Below are 16,194 nucleotides of genomic sequence, written 5' to 3' on the forward strand. Positions count from 1 at the left end.
GATGACTACATATTATTGTCAATTGAAAAAATAAGTTTAACGAAGCCGAAAGGTTCAATTTGAATAGCCGTGAATAAAATTCACGCAATTAGAAGGCAAAACATCAATAGAAATGGGCTTTAGCCCGTTTAATAAAAGAAAATACAATTGGCTTTAGCCTAAATTTATATGAAAAAACTGTCAGGATTTATTTTCCTTTTTGTGGTTTTAATATCATTAATGAGTTGCACATCAAAAAAAAAGCTGAGCAATAAATCCATTTTTTCTAAAATTGACATTTTGATTCAATCCACCAATCCCCGAACTTTCAGTGGAGTAGTTTTTATTTCCGAAAATGGAAAAACAATCTATCAAAAAACTAAAGGTTTCTCGGAAGAAGAGAAAAAAGTGTCTTTAAAAATTGATGATAAATTTTCATCAATGTCTATTGCAAAGCAGGTTACTTCAACTTTGGTCATGCTTGAGGCAGAAAAAGGAAATATCAATCTTGATGCTCCCATTAATCAAAATCTGAAAGACATCCCATATTCTTGGGCATCAAAAGTAACAGTTCATCATTTGCTGAATAACACTTCGGGAATAGATTCTTGGGAACTCAAGGAAAATCTCTTATTTGAACCAGGAACTCAATTCAAATATTCAAATATTGGTTATGGACTTTTAAGCAAAATTTTAGAAAACGCTTCAGGTAAAAAATATTCCGAATTGGTGAACCGTCTTTTTTCGGATCTAAAAATGAAAGACAGCCATTATCCAACTGAAAGTTTTCCACAGGTTAAAAGTTATTTTATTTCGAAAGAAAAAGGAAAGAATTTGGTCATCGAATTTCCTTTAAAATCGGAATATTTTCCCGGAAGTAATCTTACGGTTTCTGCAACTGATCTAAATAAATGGAACTTTGCTTTACACAATGGGAAAATCCTTCAACCTGAAAGTTACAGGAGAATGATAAATTATTCCATTACCAATCTTCATACGCTTTTCAGTGAAAGAGAAATTGGTTACGGATATGGATTAAGAATTAATGATAAAAACGGATTTGTAGAATACGGACATACAGGATTTATGCCGACAGCAGGATTTACAGCCGTTAATCTTTATTATACGAAAAATAATATCAGCGTTATCGTTTTGGAAAATCAGGCAACTGATAATTTTGATATTGCCTATTATTTTGAAGAGCAAATTAGAAAAATTGTAGTTGAAAGTGATTTAATTAAGTAATGAAAATTTTAAACCAAATTCTACTATTAATCATTGACAAAAAACTAATAAAGAAAAAATAAAAATCTAATAAAAATTCCCCAATAACTCCCTCTCCTTTGGAGAGGGTTGGGGTGAGGAAAAAAATATGAAACGAACCGACATAAAAACCATTTTAGTAATAGGAAGCGGCCCGATCATTATCGGTCAAGCTGCAGAATTTGATTATGCAGGAACTCAGGCGTGTTTGGCGCTGAAAGAGGAAGGATACCGAGTCATCCTCATCAACTCCAATCCAGCGACAATTATGACCGATGTCGAAATTGCCGACAAAGTCTATATTGAGCCAATTTCGCTCCCGTTTGTAAGCCACATCATCAGGAAAGAAAGACCGGACGCACTTCTGCCGACACTCGGCGGACAAACCGGACTCAACATGGCGGTAGAACTGGAAAAATCCGGTGTTCTTGCCGAATGTAAAGTCGAAGTTTTGGGTACCAAACTTTCCGCTATCAACAAAGCGGAAGATCGGGATCTTTTCCGCGAATTGATGAAGGAATTGAACGAACCGGTTCCTGAAAGCGACATCGTGCATACTGTGGATGAAGCTTTGGCTTTCGCCAACAAAATCGGTTATCCGGTGATTGTTCGACCTGCATTTACAATGGGTGGAACCGGTGGTGGAATTGCCGATAACGAAATCCAGCTCCGTGAAATTACTGATTTGGGATTAAAATATTCGCCGGTAACACAATGTCTGATCGAGAAATCCATTGCCGGCTTCAAGGAAATTGAGTACGAGGTAATGCGGGATGCGAATGACAACGCGATCGTAGTCTGCAATATGGAAAACATCGATCCTGTGGGAATCCACACCGGAGATTCGATTGTGGTCGCACCTTCGCAAACGCTTTCGGACAGGGAATACCAACTGTTGAGAAATGCTTCGCTAAAAATTATCCGCGCATTGGGAATCGAGGGTGGTTGTAATGTGCAGTTGGCTTTAGACCCGCATTCCTTTGAATATTATGTGATCGAAGTGAATCCGAGGGTTTCGCGTTCATCGGCTTTGGCGAGCAAGGCGACCGGTTATCCGATTGCGAAAATTGCCGCCAAAATCGCAGTCGGTTTAACCCTCGACGAAATCATGAATCCCGTTACAGGAAAGACTTACGCGTGTTTCGAGCCGACGCTGGATTATGTTGTGACCAAGTTTCCGAGATTTCCGTTCGACAAATTTGAAACTGCTGACCGACGACTTTCAACCCAAATGAAGGCGACCGGAGAAGTGATGGCAATCGGTAGAAATTTTGAGGAATCTATCCAGAAAGCGATCCGTTCTTTGGAAACGGGATTGAGACATATCGGCTTAAAAACTAAACAGGCGGAATCCTTAACCGATGAAGAAATCGAACGAAGAATCAGGATCTGTGACGACGAGCGACTCTTTATCATCGGTGATGCATTGCGACGCGGTTACGATTGGGAAAAAATTGTGGAGTGGAGCCAGATCGATAAATTCTTCATCTATAAAATCAAGAAACTCATCGATTTTGAGAAGACCATTGCCGAAAATAAACTCAACAAAGAGATTTTACTTCAGGCAAAAAAACTCGGTTTTTCCGATCTCAGCATCGCCGTTTTATGGAATATGACTCAGGAAGAAGTTTTCAATTTCCGCAAGGAAAACGGGATTATGCCGGTGTACAAAATGGTCGATACCTGCGCCGCGGAGTTTGAAAGTGAAACACCTTATTTCTACGGAACTTATGAAGACGAGAATGAAAGCGTTCCGTCTGACAAAGAAAAAATCATCGTTCTCGGTTCGGGACCGATCAGAATTGGACAGGGTGTGGAATTCGACTACGCCACCGTTCATTCGGTTTGGGCGATCAAGGAACTCGGTTACGAGGCGATCATCATTAACAATAATCCGGAAACGGTTTCCACGGATTTCTCGATTTCCGACAAGCTTTATTTTGAGCCATTGACAGAAGAAGACGTGATGAACATCATCGAGCTTGAAAAACCAAAAGGAGTAGTGGTGCAGTTCGGTGGACAAACCGCCATCAATCTTGCCGAAAAGCTTGCAAAATACGGAGTAAAGATTTTGGGAACTTCGCTGGAAGATTTAGACAGAGCCGAAGACAGAAACAAATTCGAAGCCGCGCTGCGCGAACTGGAAATTCCGCAACCGTTAGGAAAAACCTGCTTTACCAAAGAAGAAGCACTGAAAATCGCCCAGGAAATCGGATTTCCGGTTTTGGTTCGTCCGAGTTACGTTTTGGGAGGAAGAGCGATGGAAATTGTGTACGACGAAAAAGAACTCGACCATTATATGACCAATGCGGTGCTGGAAAATTCTGAACATCCGATTCTGATCGACCGTTACCTCACCGGAAAAGAAGTGGAGGTGGACGCGATTTCCGACGGAGAAACCGTGGTGATTCCGGGAATTATGGAGCATATCGAAAGAGCGGGAGTTCACTCCGGAGACTCGATTGCAGTTTATCCGCCACAGAATATCACTCCGAAACAGATCGAGACGTTGGTTGATTATACCCAAAGATTAGCCAAAGGTTTGAATGTCATTGGTTTAATGAATATTCAGTACGTTCTTTATGAAGGTGATGTTTATGTGATAGAGGTCAATCCGCGTTCGTCGAGAACCGTTCCTTTCCTTTCAAAAATCACCGATGTTCCGATGGCGAAACTGGCGATGAAGACGATTCTCGGACAAAAACTAAAAGATTTGGGTTACCAAAACGGACTAGTTCCCGAGAAAGAGGGAATTTATGTCAAAGTTCCAGTATTCTCTTTTTCGAAATTAACGAAAGTCGATGTGTCACTCGGTCCCGAAATGAAGTCCACCGGAGAAGTGATGGGTAAAGATTCCACCCTCGAAAAAGCGTTGTACAAAGGATTAATAGGGGCAGGAAGAAAAGTTCCGCTTCACGGATCGATCCTCTTCACCGTTGCCGACAAACACAAAGCGGAAGCATCTGAAATGGCGCGACGATTCCAGCAGATCGGTTTTGGAATCTGGGCGACGGAAGGAACCGCGAAATATTTTGAGGAAAAAGGAGTGAAAACCAAGATCGGCTACAAAATCGGCGAAGAAGATGTAAACCTGATCGACCTGATCCAAAAAGGAAAGGTACAATACGTTGTAAATACCACCACCAAAGGAAAACAGGCAGAACGCGACGGTTTCCAAATCCGCAGAAGCTCTGTGGAAAACGGTGTTCCGTGTTTGACGTCAATGGATACGGTTGAAGCGGTGCTGAAGGTGATTGAGAGTATGAGTTTTAAGATGGAACAGATGTAGGTAATATCTACGGATGCCGAGTTTACCACCGGAATTATTAAGAATTAAAATGAAAAGATGACTTCACCACTTTGCCAAAGTTCCCAATTTTGGCAAAGTTTTTTTTATTTCAAAATCCCACGAATTCTGTTGGCGTTTCTGATGAGTTCTTCCAGATACTCGTAGTTCTCTTTTTCCAATGCGGATTTGAATTTTCGGAGTTGGGTGATGTGTTCATTCAGCACATCCAGCACGTTTTCTTTGTTTTGTTTGAAAATCGGCACCCACATTTCGGGATGCGATTTTGCGAGACGAACAGTGCTCGAAAAACCGGTACTTGCCAACTGAAAAATGGTGTCTTCTTCACGTTCTTTTTCTAAAACTGTATTTGCCAAAGCGTAGGACGTAATATGCGAAATGTGTGAAATATACGCAGTGTGAATGTCGTGATCTTCGGCGTTCATGTAGAGGAGGTTCATTCCGAGATTCTCACCGAGTTTTTGCACTGTTGAGATCGCGTCTTCAGCAGAATATTCGCGGTCGCAGATTACTGCAGCTTTACCTTCGAAACTTTCTGAGGTCGCAGATTTCGGTCCTGAATTTTCCGTTCCCCACATTGGGTGGAATGCGACGAAGCGGTTTCTTTTCGGATGGTTTTTCACCGCGTTGACAATTCCAAGTTTGGTAGAACCTGCATCCATAACCGTTTGATTTTCATTAATTAAATCAAGAACGGTTGGCAAAATTTTTTTTGCCGCATCCACAGGAATTGCGATGATGATTAAATCGGCATTCTTGACCGCATTTTCGAGTGAAGAAATCTCATCAATAATTCCCAACTCTTTAGCTTCACTTAAATGGTTTTCATCAAGATCGACTCCATAAACAAAGTTGGTGAACCCATTTTTCTTCAGCTTTAAAGCCATGGAACCACCGATTAATCCGACACCTATAATTGCAATCTTCATCTATTAATGATAATTGGTTTTGAAAAATGAATAATTAATAATGAATAATGAGAAAATGCGACTTTTCTTAACCGTTCGCAAAGTTTATGATTTAGCTGATGATTCAGCTGGAAAACAAGACAAAAATTTCTTGTGAAGCTTTACCTCAATTTTTTTAAAGAATTAAAAGTCACCTGCTTCTTACATTTCTCGAATGCAACTTCAAATTTTGGATTTTTTTTGGGATAGTTCAAAACGTAATCAGGACACGGTTCTTTCTGGGCGTGACTTCTCTCGAAATCGACTTCACCTTTGGTGATGATGCTGTCTTTCAGGAACTTTTCATCTATTTTGCTGAGTTCCATTTCGGTTTTAAAGCTGTCGGAATACTGGAATTCTTTAGATAAAGTCTCCGCAATCACTCTTGAATTAGGAAGATATCCGCTGCAGCTCGCACCTTTTTTATTAAAGATGAAAAACATGAAGACCAATCCGGGAATCAGACCGATCAGGAAAAATTTAATTTTTCTCATTTAGAAAATTAAAAGGTTGATGTCGTGATAAGTAAGGTCGAAACGGTCGCAAATGATTTTCTTGGTATGGCGGCCTTTGTACATATAGAGCGACTGCTTCATCTCGTTTTTGCGAACCAGCATATTTTCGAAACCGCCTTCTTCATCGTAGTTTAAGAGGTAGGAAAGGAAGAAGTTGGAAATCGCCTTCGTCGTCGTTCTCGGCATTTTCGAGGTCAGATTCGGCAATCCGCTGTGAATCACTCCGTGTTTGATGATGTACGGATTTTCCATATCGGTCAGTTCCGAAGTCTCGATCACATTGCTGTTGTCGATGGTCACGTCGATGATTACGCTGCCTTTTTTCATTCCTGCAACCATTTCTTCGGTAATCACCGGAAACGCGCTGTACTTGGAATAGGCACCGATTACAACATCGGCTCGCTTCAAGCTTTTTGCCAATTCTTTGGGATCGATAATCGACGTGGGAACTCTTCCGTCAACCATCATGTGCAAACGGCGAAGTTTGGAAAGTGAATTGTCGAAAACCTTCACGCTCGCTCCTAAACCGAGTGCAGCTTTTGTGGCAAATTCGCCCACAATTCCTGCTCCCAACACCACGACTTCCGCGGGACGAACTCCTGTGATTCCACCCAACATCAAACCGTTGGAAAGCGCCAAAAGTTCAGCTGCATAAAGCACCGAGATATTTCCTGCGATTTCGCCGATGAGCCGAACCAGCGAAAGTTGCTTGTATTCATCCACGATAAATTCAAAAGCAATCGCGTTGATTTTCTTCTCGGATAGCCGTTTGAAATATTCCTTGTCGCGAAGATTGATCTGCAGTGCAGAAACCAGATAAGTATTGGGTTTCAGGTATTCGATTTCCTCCACGGTGGGCGGATTGATTTTCAGCACCAGATCCTGCTCGAAAGCTTCACGTGGATCATTGGTGATCTGCGCCCCAGATTCGGAATATTGAAGGTCGGTGAAAAACGAACCTTCTCCGGCACCGGATTCCACGATGATGCGATGTCCGTGCTTAACCAAAACCTGCACTGCGTCGGGAGTGATGCAGGTTCGTCGTTCGTTCAGGCAGGTTTCTTTCGGAACTCCAATGCTGTATTGCTTTCCTTTTTTTACAACCTCAAGTTTTTCTTCTTTCGGCATCAGTTCCTCCTCGGAAAACGGTGTGAAAACGTGCGTGTTACCCATTGTCTATAGATGATGAATGTAATTGATGAGCGATAATGATTTACCGCGGAGCAAAGATAAGACGATTTAAGGATTAGCAAAGGAATTTTCAGTGGAAATTGACGATCCGCGAATCTCCCGAAGTTTCGATGGAAATCTCGTGATGGGGGAGATCGGCAAGTTCTTCCTCATAGATTTCGGGCCACTCGATGATGTTCAGAAATCCGCTGTCGAGATATTCCTCGATTCCGATATCGTAAACTTCGCCGATGTTTTTCATACGGTAAAGGTCGAAGTGAAAAATTTTTCCTTTCGGCGAATGATACTCGTTGACAATGGCATAAGTAGGAGAGGAAACCTCGTCTTTGCTTTCCAAACTTTTAAGCAAAAACTGCGTGAAAGTCGTTTTCCCTGCTCCGAGATTTCCTTTTAATAAAAGGATATTGTGCTGAAGTTTCGGCAAAATTTCGTCGACCACTTTCTGCCATTCTTCGATGGTATTGATATTGAAATTCATATTATGTTTGAAGTATGAGGTTTGAAGTTTCGGGTTTCAGGTTCCAAGTTCCAGTTTTTGTATGATTCACTCAAAGAAATTCACAGCGAAGCAAATTCACTCTTTATAGATCTCCACCTCAATCTCGCCATTTTCCGTCACCGCGCCACGATACATTCCCGCTGTATTGAAAGGCATTGCGATATTTCCATCTTTGTCTAAAGCGATCAATCCACCGTCCCCTCCCATTTTTCCAATTTCTTCGATGGTTTCCTGTGCTGCGGATTTGATGTCTTTATTTTGATATTCCATTTTTGCGGCAACAGTTCTTGCAGCGGTTGAACGGATGAAAAATTCGCCCCATCCAGTTCCCGAAATTCCGACTTGTGAGTTCGCGTAAGTTCCTGCACCGATAATGGGGGAATCACCGATCCTGTTCCACTTTTTGTTGGTCATTCCACCCGTGGAAGTTCCAGCGGCGATAATTCCGTTTTTGTCCAAAGCAACGGCGCCGACTGTCCCAAATTTCTGATCGATTTCGTAAGATTCAGGGCGCTTGTTTTGAGAAGTTTTCGGTGAGGTTTTCAGCGCTTCTTTTTGTTTGATTTTCTGCAAACCTTCCCATCGGTCTTTAGTCCAAAAATACTTTGGATCGACGATTTCTAAGCCCTGTTCTTTAGCAAACTGTTCCGCACCAGTTCCTGAAAGCATCACGTGTTCGGATTTCTTCATTACCGCGATTGCCGCTTTAATTGGGTTTTTAATGGTGTGAACTCCCGCAACTGCACCTGCAGATTTATCTTTCCCGAACATAATGGAAGCGTCGAGTTCGTTTTTTCCGTCGGCGGTGAAAACAGCTCCTTTTCCTGCATTGAAAAGTGGTGAGTCTTCTAAAATAATGATGGATGCAGCAACCGCGTCAACTGAAGATTTTCCTTTTTGGATTTCAGCATAACCGGCTTTTAATGCTTCGGTGAGTTTTTCACGGTATTGCTTTTCTTTATCGGCGGTCATATTTTCTTTGGTAATGGTTCCTGCACCGCCGTGAACGACGAGGACGTATTTTTTTTGGGTATAGAATAATGTTGCAAAAAAGAGCGCAAAAAGAATTCCTGTTTTTTTCATTGAAAAATTTTCTCAAAATTAGGCAAATTTTTGATGAAACGGTAAAGGAATCTCCAGCGGGTTTTCGTCAATCTTCAATAGTTTAGGTGACGTTTCCTGCGCGAGGGATTGCAGTGAAAAGCCCGCAGTTGCGTTGGGATTGCTGCTGTACGAGGACTTGTAGCGGAAAGCCCGACCTGAAGATGGTGGTTCAGCTTTGGCGAAGGTCGCGCCCAAATAATTGAAAAGAAAATTCTAACTTCCAACTAAATCCTTATTTTTACAGAATGATTTCTAAAGCAACCATTGACAAGATTTTTTCCGCAATCCGTGTGGAGGAGATTGTTGGTGAGTATGTGCAGCTGAAAAGGGCGGGTTCTAATTTCAAGGGTTTGAGTCCGTTCCACGACGAGAAGACTCCAAGTTTCATCGTTTCGCCCAGCAAACAGATTTGGAAGGATTTCTCTTCTGGGAAAGGAGGTACAGCGATTTCTTTTTTAATGGAGATTGAAAATTTCACCTATCCTGAAGCGCTTCGTCACGCCGCGAAAAAATACGGAATCGAAGTGGAGGAGGATCGCCGCGAGTACACCGAGGAAGAAAAGCAGCAGCAAACCGACAAGGAACTGCTCTACAAAATCCACGAGGTGGCCAATGATTTTTTCCAGAACCAACTTTTTGAGAGCGAGGAGGGAAAAGCAGTGGGATATTCTTATTTTAAGGAAAGGGAATTGCGCGACGAAATCATCAGGAAATTTCAGTTGGGTTATTCACCTGAGCAAAGAAATGCATTTACGGAATATGCATTGAATAAAGGGTATTCCAAAGAAATATTGGAAAAATCGGGACTTTCGGTTTTCCCTGAAAGCGTTCCGAATGGAGTGGACCGTTTCCGTGAAAGAGTGATTTTTCCGATTCACAGTTTTTCGGGAAGGGTTTTGGGTTTTGGTGCGAGAATTTTGAAAAGTAACGTCAAGACCGCGAAATACCTCAATTCCCCTGAAACGGAAATTTACCATAAATCCAACGTTCTTTATGGCTTAAACCAGAGCAAACAGGCGATTTCTAAGAACAACCTCTGTCTTTTGGTAGAAGGTTATATGGATGTGATCGCGCTTCACCAAGCGGGAATCGAAAATGTGGTTTCCAGTTCGGGAACGGCTTTAACGGTGGAACAAATCAAGCTCATAAAGCGACTTACCGAGAATGTTACCATTCTGTTTGATGGTGATGCAGCAGGAATTAAAGCGAGTTTCAGAAGTATCGATATGTTGCTTTCCGAATCGATGAACATTAGGATTCTTCTATTTCCGGATGGTGATGATCCCGATTCTTTTTCCCGAAAACATCCGCAGGAATTTGTCGAAAATTTCATTAAAAACGAAGCCAAAGACTTTATCGATTTCAAGGCGGAAATTCTTCTGAAAGAAGCAGGAGAAGATCCCATCAAAAAAGCCGAGGCGATCCGAGATATTGTGAAATCGGTCGCTTTCGTGCGGAACGCGTTGAAGCAGGAAGTTTATTTAAAGGAAATTTCCAACCGATTCGGTCTTTCTGAACAGTCGCTCTTTAACGAACTGAATGTTCAGAAACAGATTAAGAACCAGCAAACCCAACCGCAGCAAAGACAGGAAACCAAGCTCAAACTCGAAAAGGTAACCGAAGCTTTCGAAACGGTGAATCCGCTTTTGGTTCTGGAGGAAAAATTGGTGGAACTGATGCTGAAATACGGTGACCGAATTTTGGACCGAAAAGACGAAGAAGACCAAGCTTACCAAATCACGGTAATCGAAGAAATAATCAGCCATTTGGAGGAAGATTCCTATGAGGTGCAGTCCGCTTTGAACCAAAAAATTATTGAAGAAATCAAGCAAGGAATAACTGAAAATGAATTGAGGGCAGGAAATTTCTTCCTCACCTTAATGGATGAAAACGTCGCGGGAACTGTTGCAAATGCCTTAGTGGAACCGTACGAAACCAGCAATTGGGAAAAACACCAGATTTATTTCAGTACAGAAGAAGAGGTGGTTCCGAAGATTGTGCAGGACGTGATTTACCGCCACAAACGGGAGTTCATCAATAAAATCATCAACGATATGAAGACTGAACTTTCTGAAACGGAAGACAACGAGGAAACCTACCGAAAAATCATCAGCTTGAACCAGTTGAGAAAGCAGCTTGACGAAAAACTGTACCGCGTGTTGTGACAGATTGTCGGAATTTTGGTTGTGGAATATTGTTTGCGTAAATTTGGGAGATGAGAAGCCATTTAAACATCGCTGAAATTGTAAAACTTTGTGAAGTTCACAAAGTTGCTCAACTGTATGTGTTTGGTTCTGTCCTCACCGAAAAATTCAATGAAGAAAGCGATATTGATTTTCTTGTGAATTTTAAAGAGGTGAAGATCTCGGATTATGCGAATAATTTCTTTAACCTAAAGTTTTCACTGGAAGATTTGCTCCAGAGAAAAGTTGATTTAGTAGAGCAAAAAGCGCTTAAAAATCCTTATTTCATTGAAAGTGTAAATACTCCAAAAGAATTAATTTATGGATAAAGATATTAGAGTCTGGCTCTTCGATATCCAAAATTCCATTAATGAAATCAAGAGTTATTTTGATGATGGTGTGGTTTTTGAACATTATCAAAAAGACATTAAGACAAAAACGGCAGTAGAACGAAATTTTGAAATCATTGGCGAGGCGGTGAACAGGATTACCAAGAAAGATCCGGCTTTTGAAATTTCCGACGCGAGAAATGTTATCGGTTTACGAAATCAAATTATTCACTCGTATGACTATGTTTCTGATGATCTGGTCGATTATTACGCAGCATCTTCCAATCTTAGAGAAAGAGATTAAGGATTATTTGAAATAACGTGAATGATAACGGTAACTGGACTTAAATAAGCTTCAGCAAGGTCTCGAAAAGGCCTACCAAAAAATGCTGGATTTCAAAAGAAGAATGAATTCCGAACTCGTCGTGATGAAGGATGGGAAAATCGTGAAAATAAAATTAGAACAAACAAATTCAGAATTTAAAGTTTAAACAAAAATATAAAATGGACATAAAAAAAGATTTCAGAGATTTCTCTGTAAAACATTTAGGGAACAGCGGTTTGGCTACAGACCAGTACATGGGAATGTTTAACCCGACCAATCTCACTCCGTATATCATGGAAGAGCGTCGGTTGAACGTGGCACAAATGGACGTTTTCTCGCGTTTGATGATGGACCGAATTATTTTCCTTGGAACAGGAATCGACGACCAGGTCGCGAATATCGTGACTGCGCAGCTGCTTTTCCTGGAAAGTGCCGATGCTTCGAAAGACATCCAGATCTACATCAATTCTCCTGGTGGAAGCGTTTATGCTGGATTGGGAATTTATGACACGATGCAGATTATCAAACCCGATGTTGCCACGATCTGTACCGGAATGGCGGCTTCAATGGGAGCGGTTCTTTTGGTGGCGGGAGAAAAAGGGAAACGTTCCGCGTTGAAACATTCCAGAGTGATGATTCACCAACCTTCAGGTGGAGCGCAAGGTGTTGCTTCCGATATGGAAATCAACCTCCGTGAAATGCTGAAGTTGAAACAGGAGCTGTACGACATTATCGCACATCATTCAGGACAAACCTACGAATGGGTAGAGAAATCTTCGGACCGCGATTACTGGATGACTTCCACCGAAGCGAAAGATTTCGGAATGGTGGACGAAGTTCTGCAAAGAAGCACAGAAAAGTAGTTTTCAACATAGTCAAAAAGAAAATCCCGATTCGAATGAGCCGGGATTTTTTATGGTTGTATTTGACTTTTATGCTTCAAAAAACGCAGTTGAACCTCCATAATCGCCTGAGTTTCGTTCTCAAATTTGATGGAGGAAACCGTGTCACTAAATGCGCCTTCTTTCTGTTTTGGAATATCTGATTTCATATCATAAAATAAACTTTGCCAAAACTTTAAAATTTTGGCAAAGTTAAATATGTTTTAGTTTTACGCCGGAACTACTGGATGAAGTTCACGATCCCAATTTCTTCCCGATGCAATGGCTTTTACAAAATCTTTCGGAGTTTTATCCACCAAAAGAGATTTGTCATCTTTATCGGTAGGAATATCCGTGTTTTCTAACAATTTTTTCGCATTTCCATCAATCGCAATTGCTTTGCAATGTTTAAAGGCTTCATTCAGCAAATGTTTTGCAACTTCGTGATTTACAACTTCATTAGAAATTCCGTTTGGAACGAAAACCGCTTCGAAACAAACAGAAGTTACCGTTAGGAAATTTTCGTCCACTTTTATTTCCGTGCCTTTGTTTCCTTTTATTTTTCCGCCTTTCGGTGCGATAATTTTGCAACTTGCACCTTCTTTTTCCAAAACTTTTTTGAACTGGTTTAAAGAATCTTCATCCACATTGTTGTCGCACAAAATTCCAATGACTCTTGTTTTGATGTCGCCTTTGTTATGCGCTTCCATTGAAAGTTTTTCAGATTTTTCTTTCACGAAATTGGCATCTTTTGGTTGGTGATTTTTTGGATTTTCATCGGCACCAATAGCCTGATTAATCGGCATTTCCACTTTTCCCGGAATTTTAACACCAATTTCGTCTGCCACTTTTTTCGCGACGTCTATATCGATCATGCTCAAGTGATGACAAACCCTTTCCTTAATATGGTCGTAATTTACTTTGCTTAATTCAAAAGCAAATGCGTTGATCATGTGACGCTTTTCGTGCTCCGAAAGTGAATTCATGAATAATTTCGGCTGCGAAAAATGGTCGCTGAAACTTTCGCTTCGGTTTCGGATTTTTTGGGCATCAATTCTTTCGTTGAAACTTGCAAATCCACCTTCGGCAATCATCGCCTGATAAGGACAACCGCCACCCAAACTGTTTGGATGATAAGCGGTTTTTCCTTTATTCACCGTCATTCTCATGTGAGCATCACGCTGATTGTTATGAACGGGAGCAACGGAACGATTGATGGGAATTTCGTGGAAATTAGGACTTCCCAAACGCGAAAGTTGCGTATCGGTGTAAGAAAAAAGTCTTCCCTGCAACAAAGGATCGTTGCTAAAATCAATTCCCGGAACCAAATGTCCCGGATGAAAGGCAACCTGTTCTGTTTCGGCAAAGAAATTTTCAGGATTTCTGTTAAGCGTCAATTTGCCCACAATTTTTACCGGAACCAGTTCTTCGGGAATTAATTTTGTAGGATCCAAAAGATCGAAATCATATTTAAATTCGTCTTGTTCGGGAACGATTTGCAAGCCCAATTCCCATTCCGGAAAGTTGCCTTGGTCGATGTTTTCCCACAAATCTCTTCGATGGAAATCAGGATCTTTCCCGGAGATTTTTGTGGCTTCGTCCCAACAAACAGAATGCACTCCCAATTTCGGTTTCCAGTGAAATTTCACGAAACTTGATTTTCCTTTTTCATTAATCAGTCTAAAAGTATGGATTCCGAAACCTTCCATCATTCTCAAAGATTTTGGAATTCCGCGATCGCTCATCACCCAGGAAACCATGTGCATCGTTTCCGGAACCAAAGAAACAAAATCCCAGAAAGTGTCGTGTGCAGAAGCAGCTTGAGGCATTTCGTGATCAGGTTCAGGCTTAACGGAATGTATGAAATCAGGAAACTTCATCGCATCCTGAATGGCAAAAACGGGAATGTTGTTTCCAACAAGGTCGAAAATCCCTTCATCGGTATAAAATTTCACGGCAAAACCGCGAACATCTCTCGCCAAATCCGTAGAACCTTTCGAACCTGCAACAGTTGAAAACCTTACAAAAACAGGAGTTTTTCGGGAAGTGTCATTCAGAAAGCCGGCTTTGGTAAATTCGCTCTGACTTTCATACAGTTCAAAAATTCCGTGTGCGCCGCTTCCTCTTGCGTGAACAATTCTTTCAGGAATTCTTTCGTGGTCAAAATGGGTAATTTTTTCCCTTAAAATAAAATCTTCGAGCAGGGTAGGTCCGCGTTCTCCGGCTTTCAGGGAATTATTGTTGTCATTGATCTTTAAACCTTGATTGGTGGTAAGAAACTGGTTATCGGACACAGAAATGTTTTTCTCCAAATCCACAAGCTTTTTGTTGACGTTTTTGTCGTCTTTCTTTTGATCTTTCATAGATGTTAAAATGATATTTGTGGGATTAAAGCCAAAAAAAGCGGTCATAAACCGCTTCACATTTATTTCGCTTTAAGGTTGATTTCAGTTTTTGCGAGTTTGGTTAAATCTTTGTCGCAGGTTTTTTCCTGTTTTAAAGTTTCCAGGAGGAGTTTTAAAACTTCTTTTTGTCCTAAAAGTTTGGCGTACGTCGCCAGTGTTCCGTAAGATGCAATTTCGTAATGTTCCACTTTTTGTGCTGCAGCTATAATTGCGGCATCGCGAACTGCACCCGGTTCGGTTTCTTCCAAAATTCCTTCAGCTTCTTTCAAAAGTCCGTCCATCGCGTCACATTTCACGGCTTCGGGTTTCAATTTCAATGCTTTGAAGGCATCTTCCAGTCTTTGCACCTGCCCTTTGGTTTCTTCCAAATGGCCTGCAATGGCAGCTTTTAAATTTTTGGATGTTGCATTTTTGTGCATTTTCGGGAGATTTTTTACCAATGCTTTTTCAGCCCAGTATAAATCTTTCAAACCATCAATCATAAAGTCTTTAAGCTGATCCGCTGCATCAGCTTTAGGTTTTACCTTACCTGTCTTAGTTGTTTTCGTTGCCATAATTTTTTATGTGTTAAATTAATAATTAAATGTAAGAAAATTAAAAATAATTAAAACATAAAAAATATTTTTTAACAAAATATTAACAAAGAGGCTATATCTTTTGAAAAGTGAAAATACAAGTGCGATTTTTAAAATAATAAAAATTTTATGGACATCGCTACCATTTCTTCCTCCTAACATATATGAAAGTAAGCAGCGCAATAAATGCCATTAATCCCAAGGTAAAGAAATAGCCATATTTTTGGTGAAGTTCGGGCATATTGTAGAAATTCATTCCGTAAATCCCCGCAATAAAAGTAATCGGGAAAAAATACATGGAATAAATCGCAAGAACTTTCATTACCTGATTCGCTGTTTGGTCGCTCAAGGCAAGATACATCGAAATTAAGTTGGTAATCTGCGCGTTCAAATGTTCGAAATCTGCGATTACATCTTATATTTATCTGTCAAATCCGTTACTGCAGCTTCTTTTTTAGGTTTAAAATTTTGAATTTATCCTCCCAAACTGTGGAGATGTTCATTATTGTCCATCGTTTCCATCAAATTTTGTGATTCGTCGTCGTAGGATTTCATCACTTTTAAGGCGAGATTCAGGGCAATTTTGTCGGCGTGATTTCTTTATTCTCGGGTAAAAATATTTCTTTTTTCAGCTCATAGATACTTCGGTTTTTCATTCCGTGCGTCGTGATGATGATACTTACTTTTGGTT

General features: G+C 40.8%; 15 protein-coding genes. 6 read left to right on the forward strand and 9 right to left on the reverse strand.

The window, feature by feature from the left end; translation table 11 throughout:
* The first annotated feature begins 279 nt into the window (after positions 1–279).
* Positions 280–1,224, forward strand: coding sequence for a serine hydrolase domain-containing protein (locus MTP09_RS06940; protein WP_243551456.1), 945 nt, complete (start codon positions 280–282; stop codon positions 1,222–1,224).
* 127 nt (positions 1,225–1,351) lie between these two features.
* Complete coding sequence (gene carB, locus MTP09_RS06945; protein ID WP_243551458.1) at positions 1,352–4,531, forward strand: carbamoyl-phosphate synthase large subunit; 3,180 nt, start codon at positions 1,352–1,354, stop codon at positions 4,529–4,531.
* A gap of 104 nt (positions 4,532–4,635) precedes the next feature.
* On the opposite strand, the gene MTP09_RS06950 is transcribed toward carB, so the two are convergent.
* The 5 genes from MTP09_RS06950 to MTP09_RS06970 all read right to left on the reverse strand — a co-directional run bounded on the left by MTP09_RS06950 (position 4,636) and on the right by MTP09_RS06970 (position 8,784).
* Positions 4,636–5,478, reverse strand: a complete 843-nt coding sequence (locus MTP09_RS06950) for a prephenate dehydrogenase (RefSeq protein WP_243551460.1) — start codon at positions 5,476–5,478, stop codon at positions 4,636–4,638.
* Between the two features lie 140 nt (positions 5,479–5,618).
* Entirely contained in the window at positions 5,619–5,990 is a 372-nt protein-coding gene (locus MTP09_RS06955; protein ID WP_243551462.1) for a hypothetical protein, read from the reverse strand.
* Positions 5,991–7,184, reverse strand: a complete 1,194-nt coding sequence (locus tag MTP09_RS06960) for an alanine dehydrogenase (RefSeq protein WP_243551464.1) — start codon at positions 7,182–7,184, stop codon at positions 5,991–5,993.
* Between the two features lie 88 nt (positions 7,185–7,272).
* On the reverse strand, positions 7,273–7,680 hold the full coding sequence (gene tsaE / locus MTP09_RS06965) for a tRNA (adenosine(37)-N6)-threonylcarbamoyltransferase complex ATPase subunit type 1 TsaE (RefSeq protein ID WP_243551466.1): 408 nt from the start codon (positions 7,678–7,680) through the stop codon (positions 7,273–7,275).
* A 96-nt stretch (positions 7,681–7,776) separates the two neighbouring features.
* Positions 7,777–8,784 (reverse strand): isoaspartyl peptidase/L-asparaginase family protein, encoded by a 1,008-nt coding sequence (locus tag MTP09_RS06970; protein ID WP_243551468.1) that lies wholly within the window; start codon positions 8,782–8,784, stop codon positions 7,777–7,779.
* 266 nt (positions 8,785–9,050) lie between these two features.
* Between MTP09_RS06970 and dnaG the strand changes: the two genes are divergently transcribed.
* The 4 genes from dnaG to clpP all read left to right on the forward strand — a co-directional run bounded on the left by dnaG (position 9,051) and on the right by clpP (position 12,505).
* Complete coding sequence (gene dnaG / locus MTP09_RS06975) at positions 9,051–10,970, forward strand: DNA primase (protein WP_243551471.1); 1,920 nt, start codon at positions 9,051–9,053, stop codon at positions 10,968–10,970.
* 50 nt (positions 10,971–11,020) lie between these two features.
* Entirely contained in the window at positions 11,021–11,317 is a 297-nt protein-coding gene (locus MTP09_RS06980) for a nucleotidyltransferase family protein (protein WP_243551473.1), read from the forward strand.
* On the forward strand, positions 11,310–11,621 hold the full coding sequence (locus MTP09_RS06985; protein ID WP_317618777.1) for a HepT-like ribonuclease domain-containing protein: 312 nt from the start codon (positions 11,310–11,312) through the stop codon (positions 11,619–11,621). Before MTP09_RS06980 ends, MTP09_RS06985 begins: the two co-directional genes overlap by 8 nt.
* A 200-nt stretch (positions 11,622–11,821) precedes the next feature.
* Entirely contained in the window at positions 11,822–12,505 is a 684-nt protein-coding gene (gene clpP, locus MTP09_RS06990) for an ATP-dependent Clp endopeptidase proteolytic subunit ClpP (RefSeq protein ID WP_243551474.1), read from the forward strand.
* Between the two features lie 50 nt (positions 12,506–12,555).
* On the opposite strand, the gene MTP09_RS06995 is transcribed toward clpP, so the two are convergent.
* The 4 genes from MTP09_RS06995 to MTP09_RS07010 all read right to left on the reverse strand — a co-directional run bounded on the left by MTP09_RS06995 (position 12,556) and on the right by MTP09_RS07010 (position 15,894).
* Positions 12,556–12,693, reverse strand: coding sequence for a hypothetical protein (locus tag MTP09_RS06995; protein ID WP_243551476.1), 138 nt, complete (start codon positions 12,691–12,693; stop codon positions 12,556–12,558).
* 60 nt (positions 12,694–12,753) lie between these two features.
* On the reverse strand, positions 12,754–14,886 hold the full coding sequence (locus tag MTP09_RS07000; RefSeq protein WP_243551478.1) for a catalase: 2,133 nt from the start codon (positions 14,884–14,886) through the stop codon (positions 12,754–12,756).
* A gap of 62 nt (positions 14,887–14,948) precedes the next feature.
* Positions 14,949–15,482 carry a ferritin-like domain-containing protein gene (locus MTP09_RS07005; RefSeq protein ID WP_243551480.1) on the reverse strand — a complete coding sequence of 178 codons (534 nt, stop codon included), beginning with the start codon at positions 15,480–15,482 and terminating at the stop codon, positions 14,949–14,951.
* 160 nt (positions 15,483–15,642) lie between these two features.
* Positions 15,643–15,894: a CorA family divalent cation transporter gene (locus tag MTP09_RS07010; RefSeq protein ID WP_243551483.1), complete on the reverse strand. Its 252-nt coding sequence runs from the start codon at positions 15,892–15,894 to the stop codon at positions 15,643–15,645.
* Positions 15,895–16,194 lie beyond the last annotated feature (300 nt).

Origin of the sequence: Chryseobacterium suipulveris (genome assembly GCF_022811685.1) — a bacterium.
Classification (GTDB): domain Bacteria; phylum Bacteroidota; class Bacteroidia; order Flavobacteriales; family Weeksellaceae; genus Kaistella; species Kaistella suipulveris.

Coding starts and splice junctions, on each gene's coding strand:
- carB (WP_243551458.1), top strand. CDS start 1,352: ATGAAACGAACCGACATAAAAACCATTTTAGTAATAGGAAGCGGCCCG.
- MTP09_RS06950 (WP_243551460.1), bottom strand. CDS start 5,478: ATGAAGATTGCAATTATAGGTGTCGGATTAATCGGTGGTTCCATGGCT.
- MTP09_RS06955 (WP_243551462.1), bottom strand. CDS start 5,990: ATGAGAAAAATTAAATTTTTCCTGATCGGTCTGATTCCCGGATTGGTC.
- MTP09_RS06960 (WP_243551464.1), bottom strand. CDS start 7,184: ATGGGTAACACGCACGTTTTCACACCGTTTTCCGAGGAGGAACTGATG.
- tsaE (WP_243551466.1), bottom strand. CDS start 7,680: ATGAATTTCAATATCAATACCATCGAAGAATGGCAGAAAGTGGTCGAC.
- MTP09_RS06970 (WP_243551468.1), bottom strand. CDS start 8,784: ATGAAAAAAACAGGAATTCTTTTTGCGCTCTTTTTTGCAACATTATTC.
- dnaG (WP_243551471.1), top strand. CDS start 9,051: ATGATTTCTAAAGCAACCATTGACAAGATTTTTTCCGCAATCCGTGTG.
- MTP09_RS06980 (WP_243551473.1), top strand. CDS start 11,021: ATGAGAAGCCATTTAAACATCGCTGAAATTGTAAAACTTTGTGAAGTT.
- MTP09_RS06985 (WP_317618777.1), top strand. CDS start 11,310: ATGGATAAAGATATTAGAGTCTGGCTCTTCGATATCCAAAATTCCATT.
- clpP (WP_243551474.1), top strand. CDS start 11,822: ATGGACATAAAAAAAGATTTCAGAGATTTCTCTGTAAAACATTTAGGG.
- MTP09_RS06995 (WP_243551476.1), bottom strand. CDS start 12,693: ATGAAATCAGATATTCCAAAACAGAAAGAAGGCGCATTTAGTGACACG.
- MTP09_RS07000 (WP_243551478.1), bottom strand. CDS start 14,886: ATGAAAGATCAAAAGAAAGACGACAAAAACGTCAACAAAAAGCTTGTG.
- MTP09_RS07005 (WP_243551480.1), bottom strand. CDS start 15,482: ATGGCAACGAAAACAACTAAGACAGGTAAGGTAAAACCTAAAGCTGAT.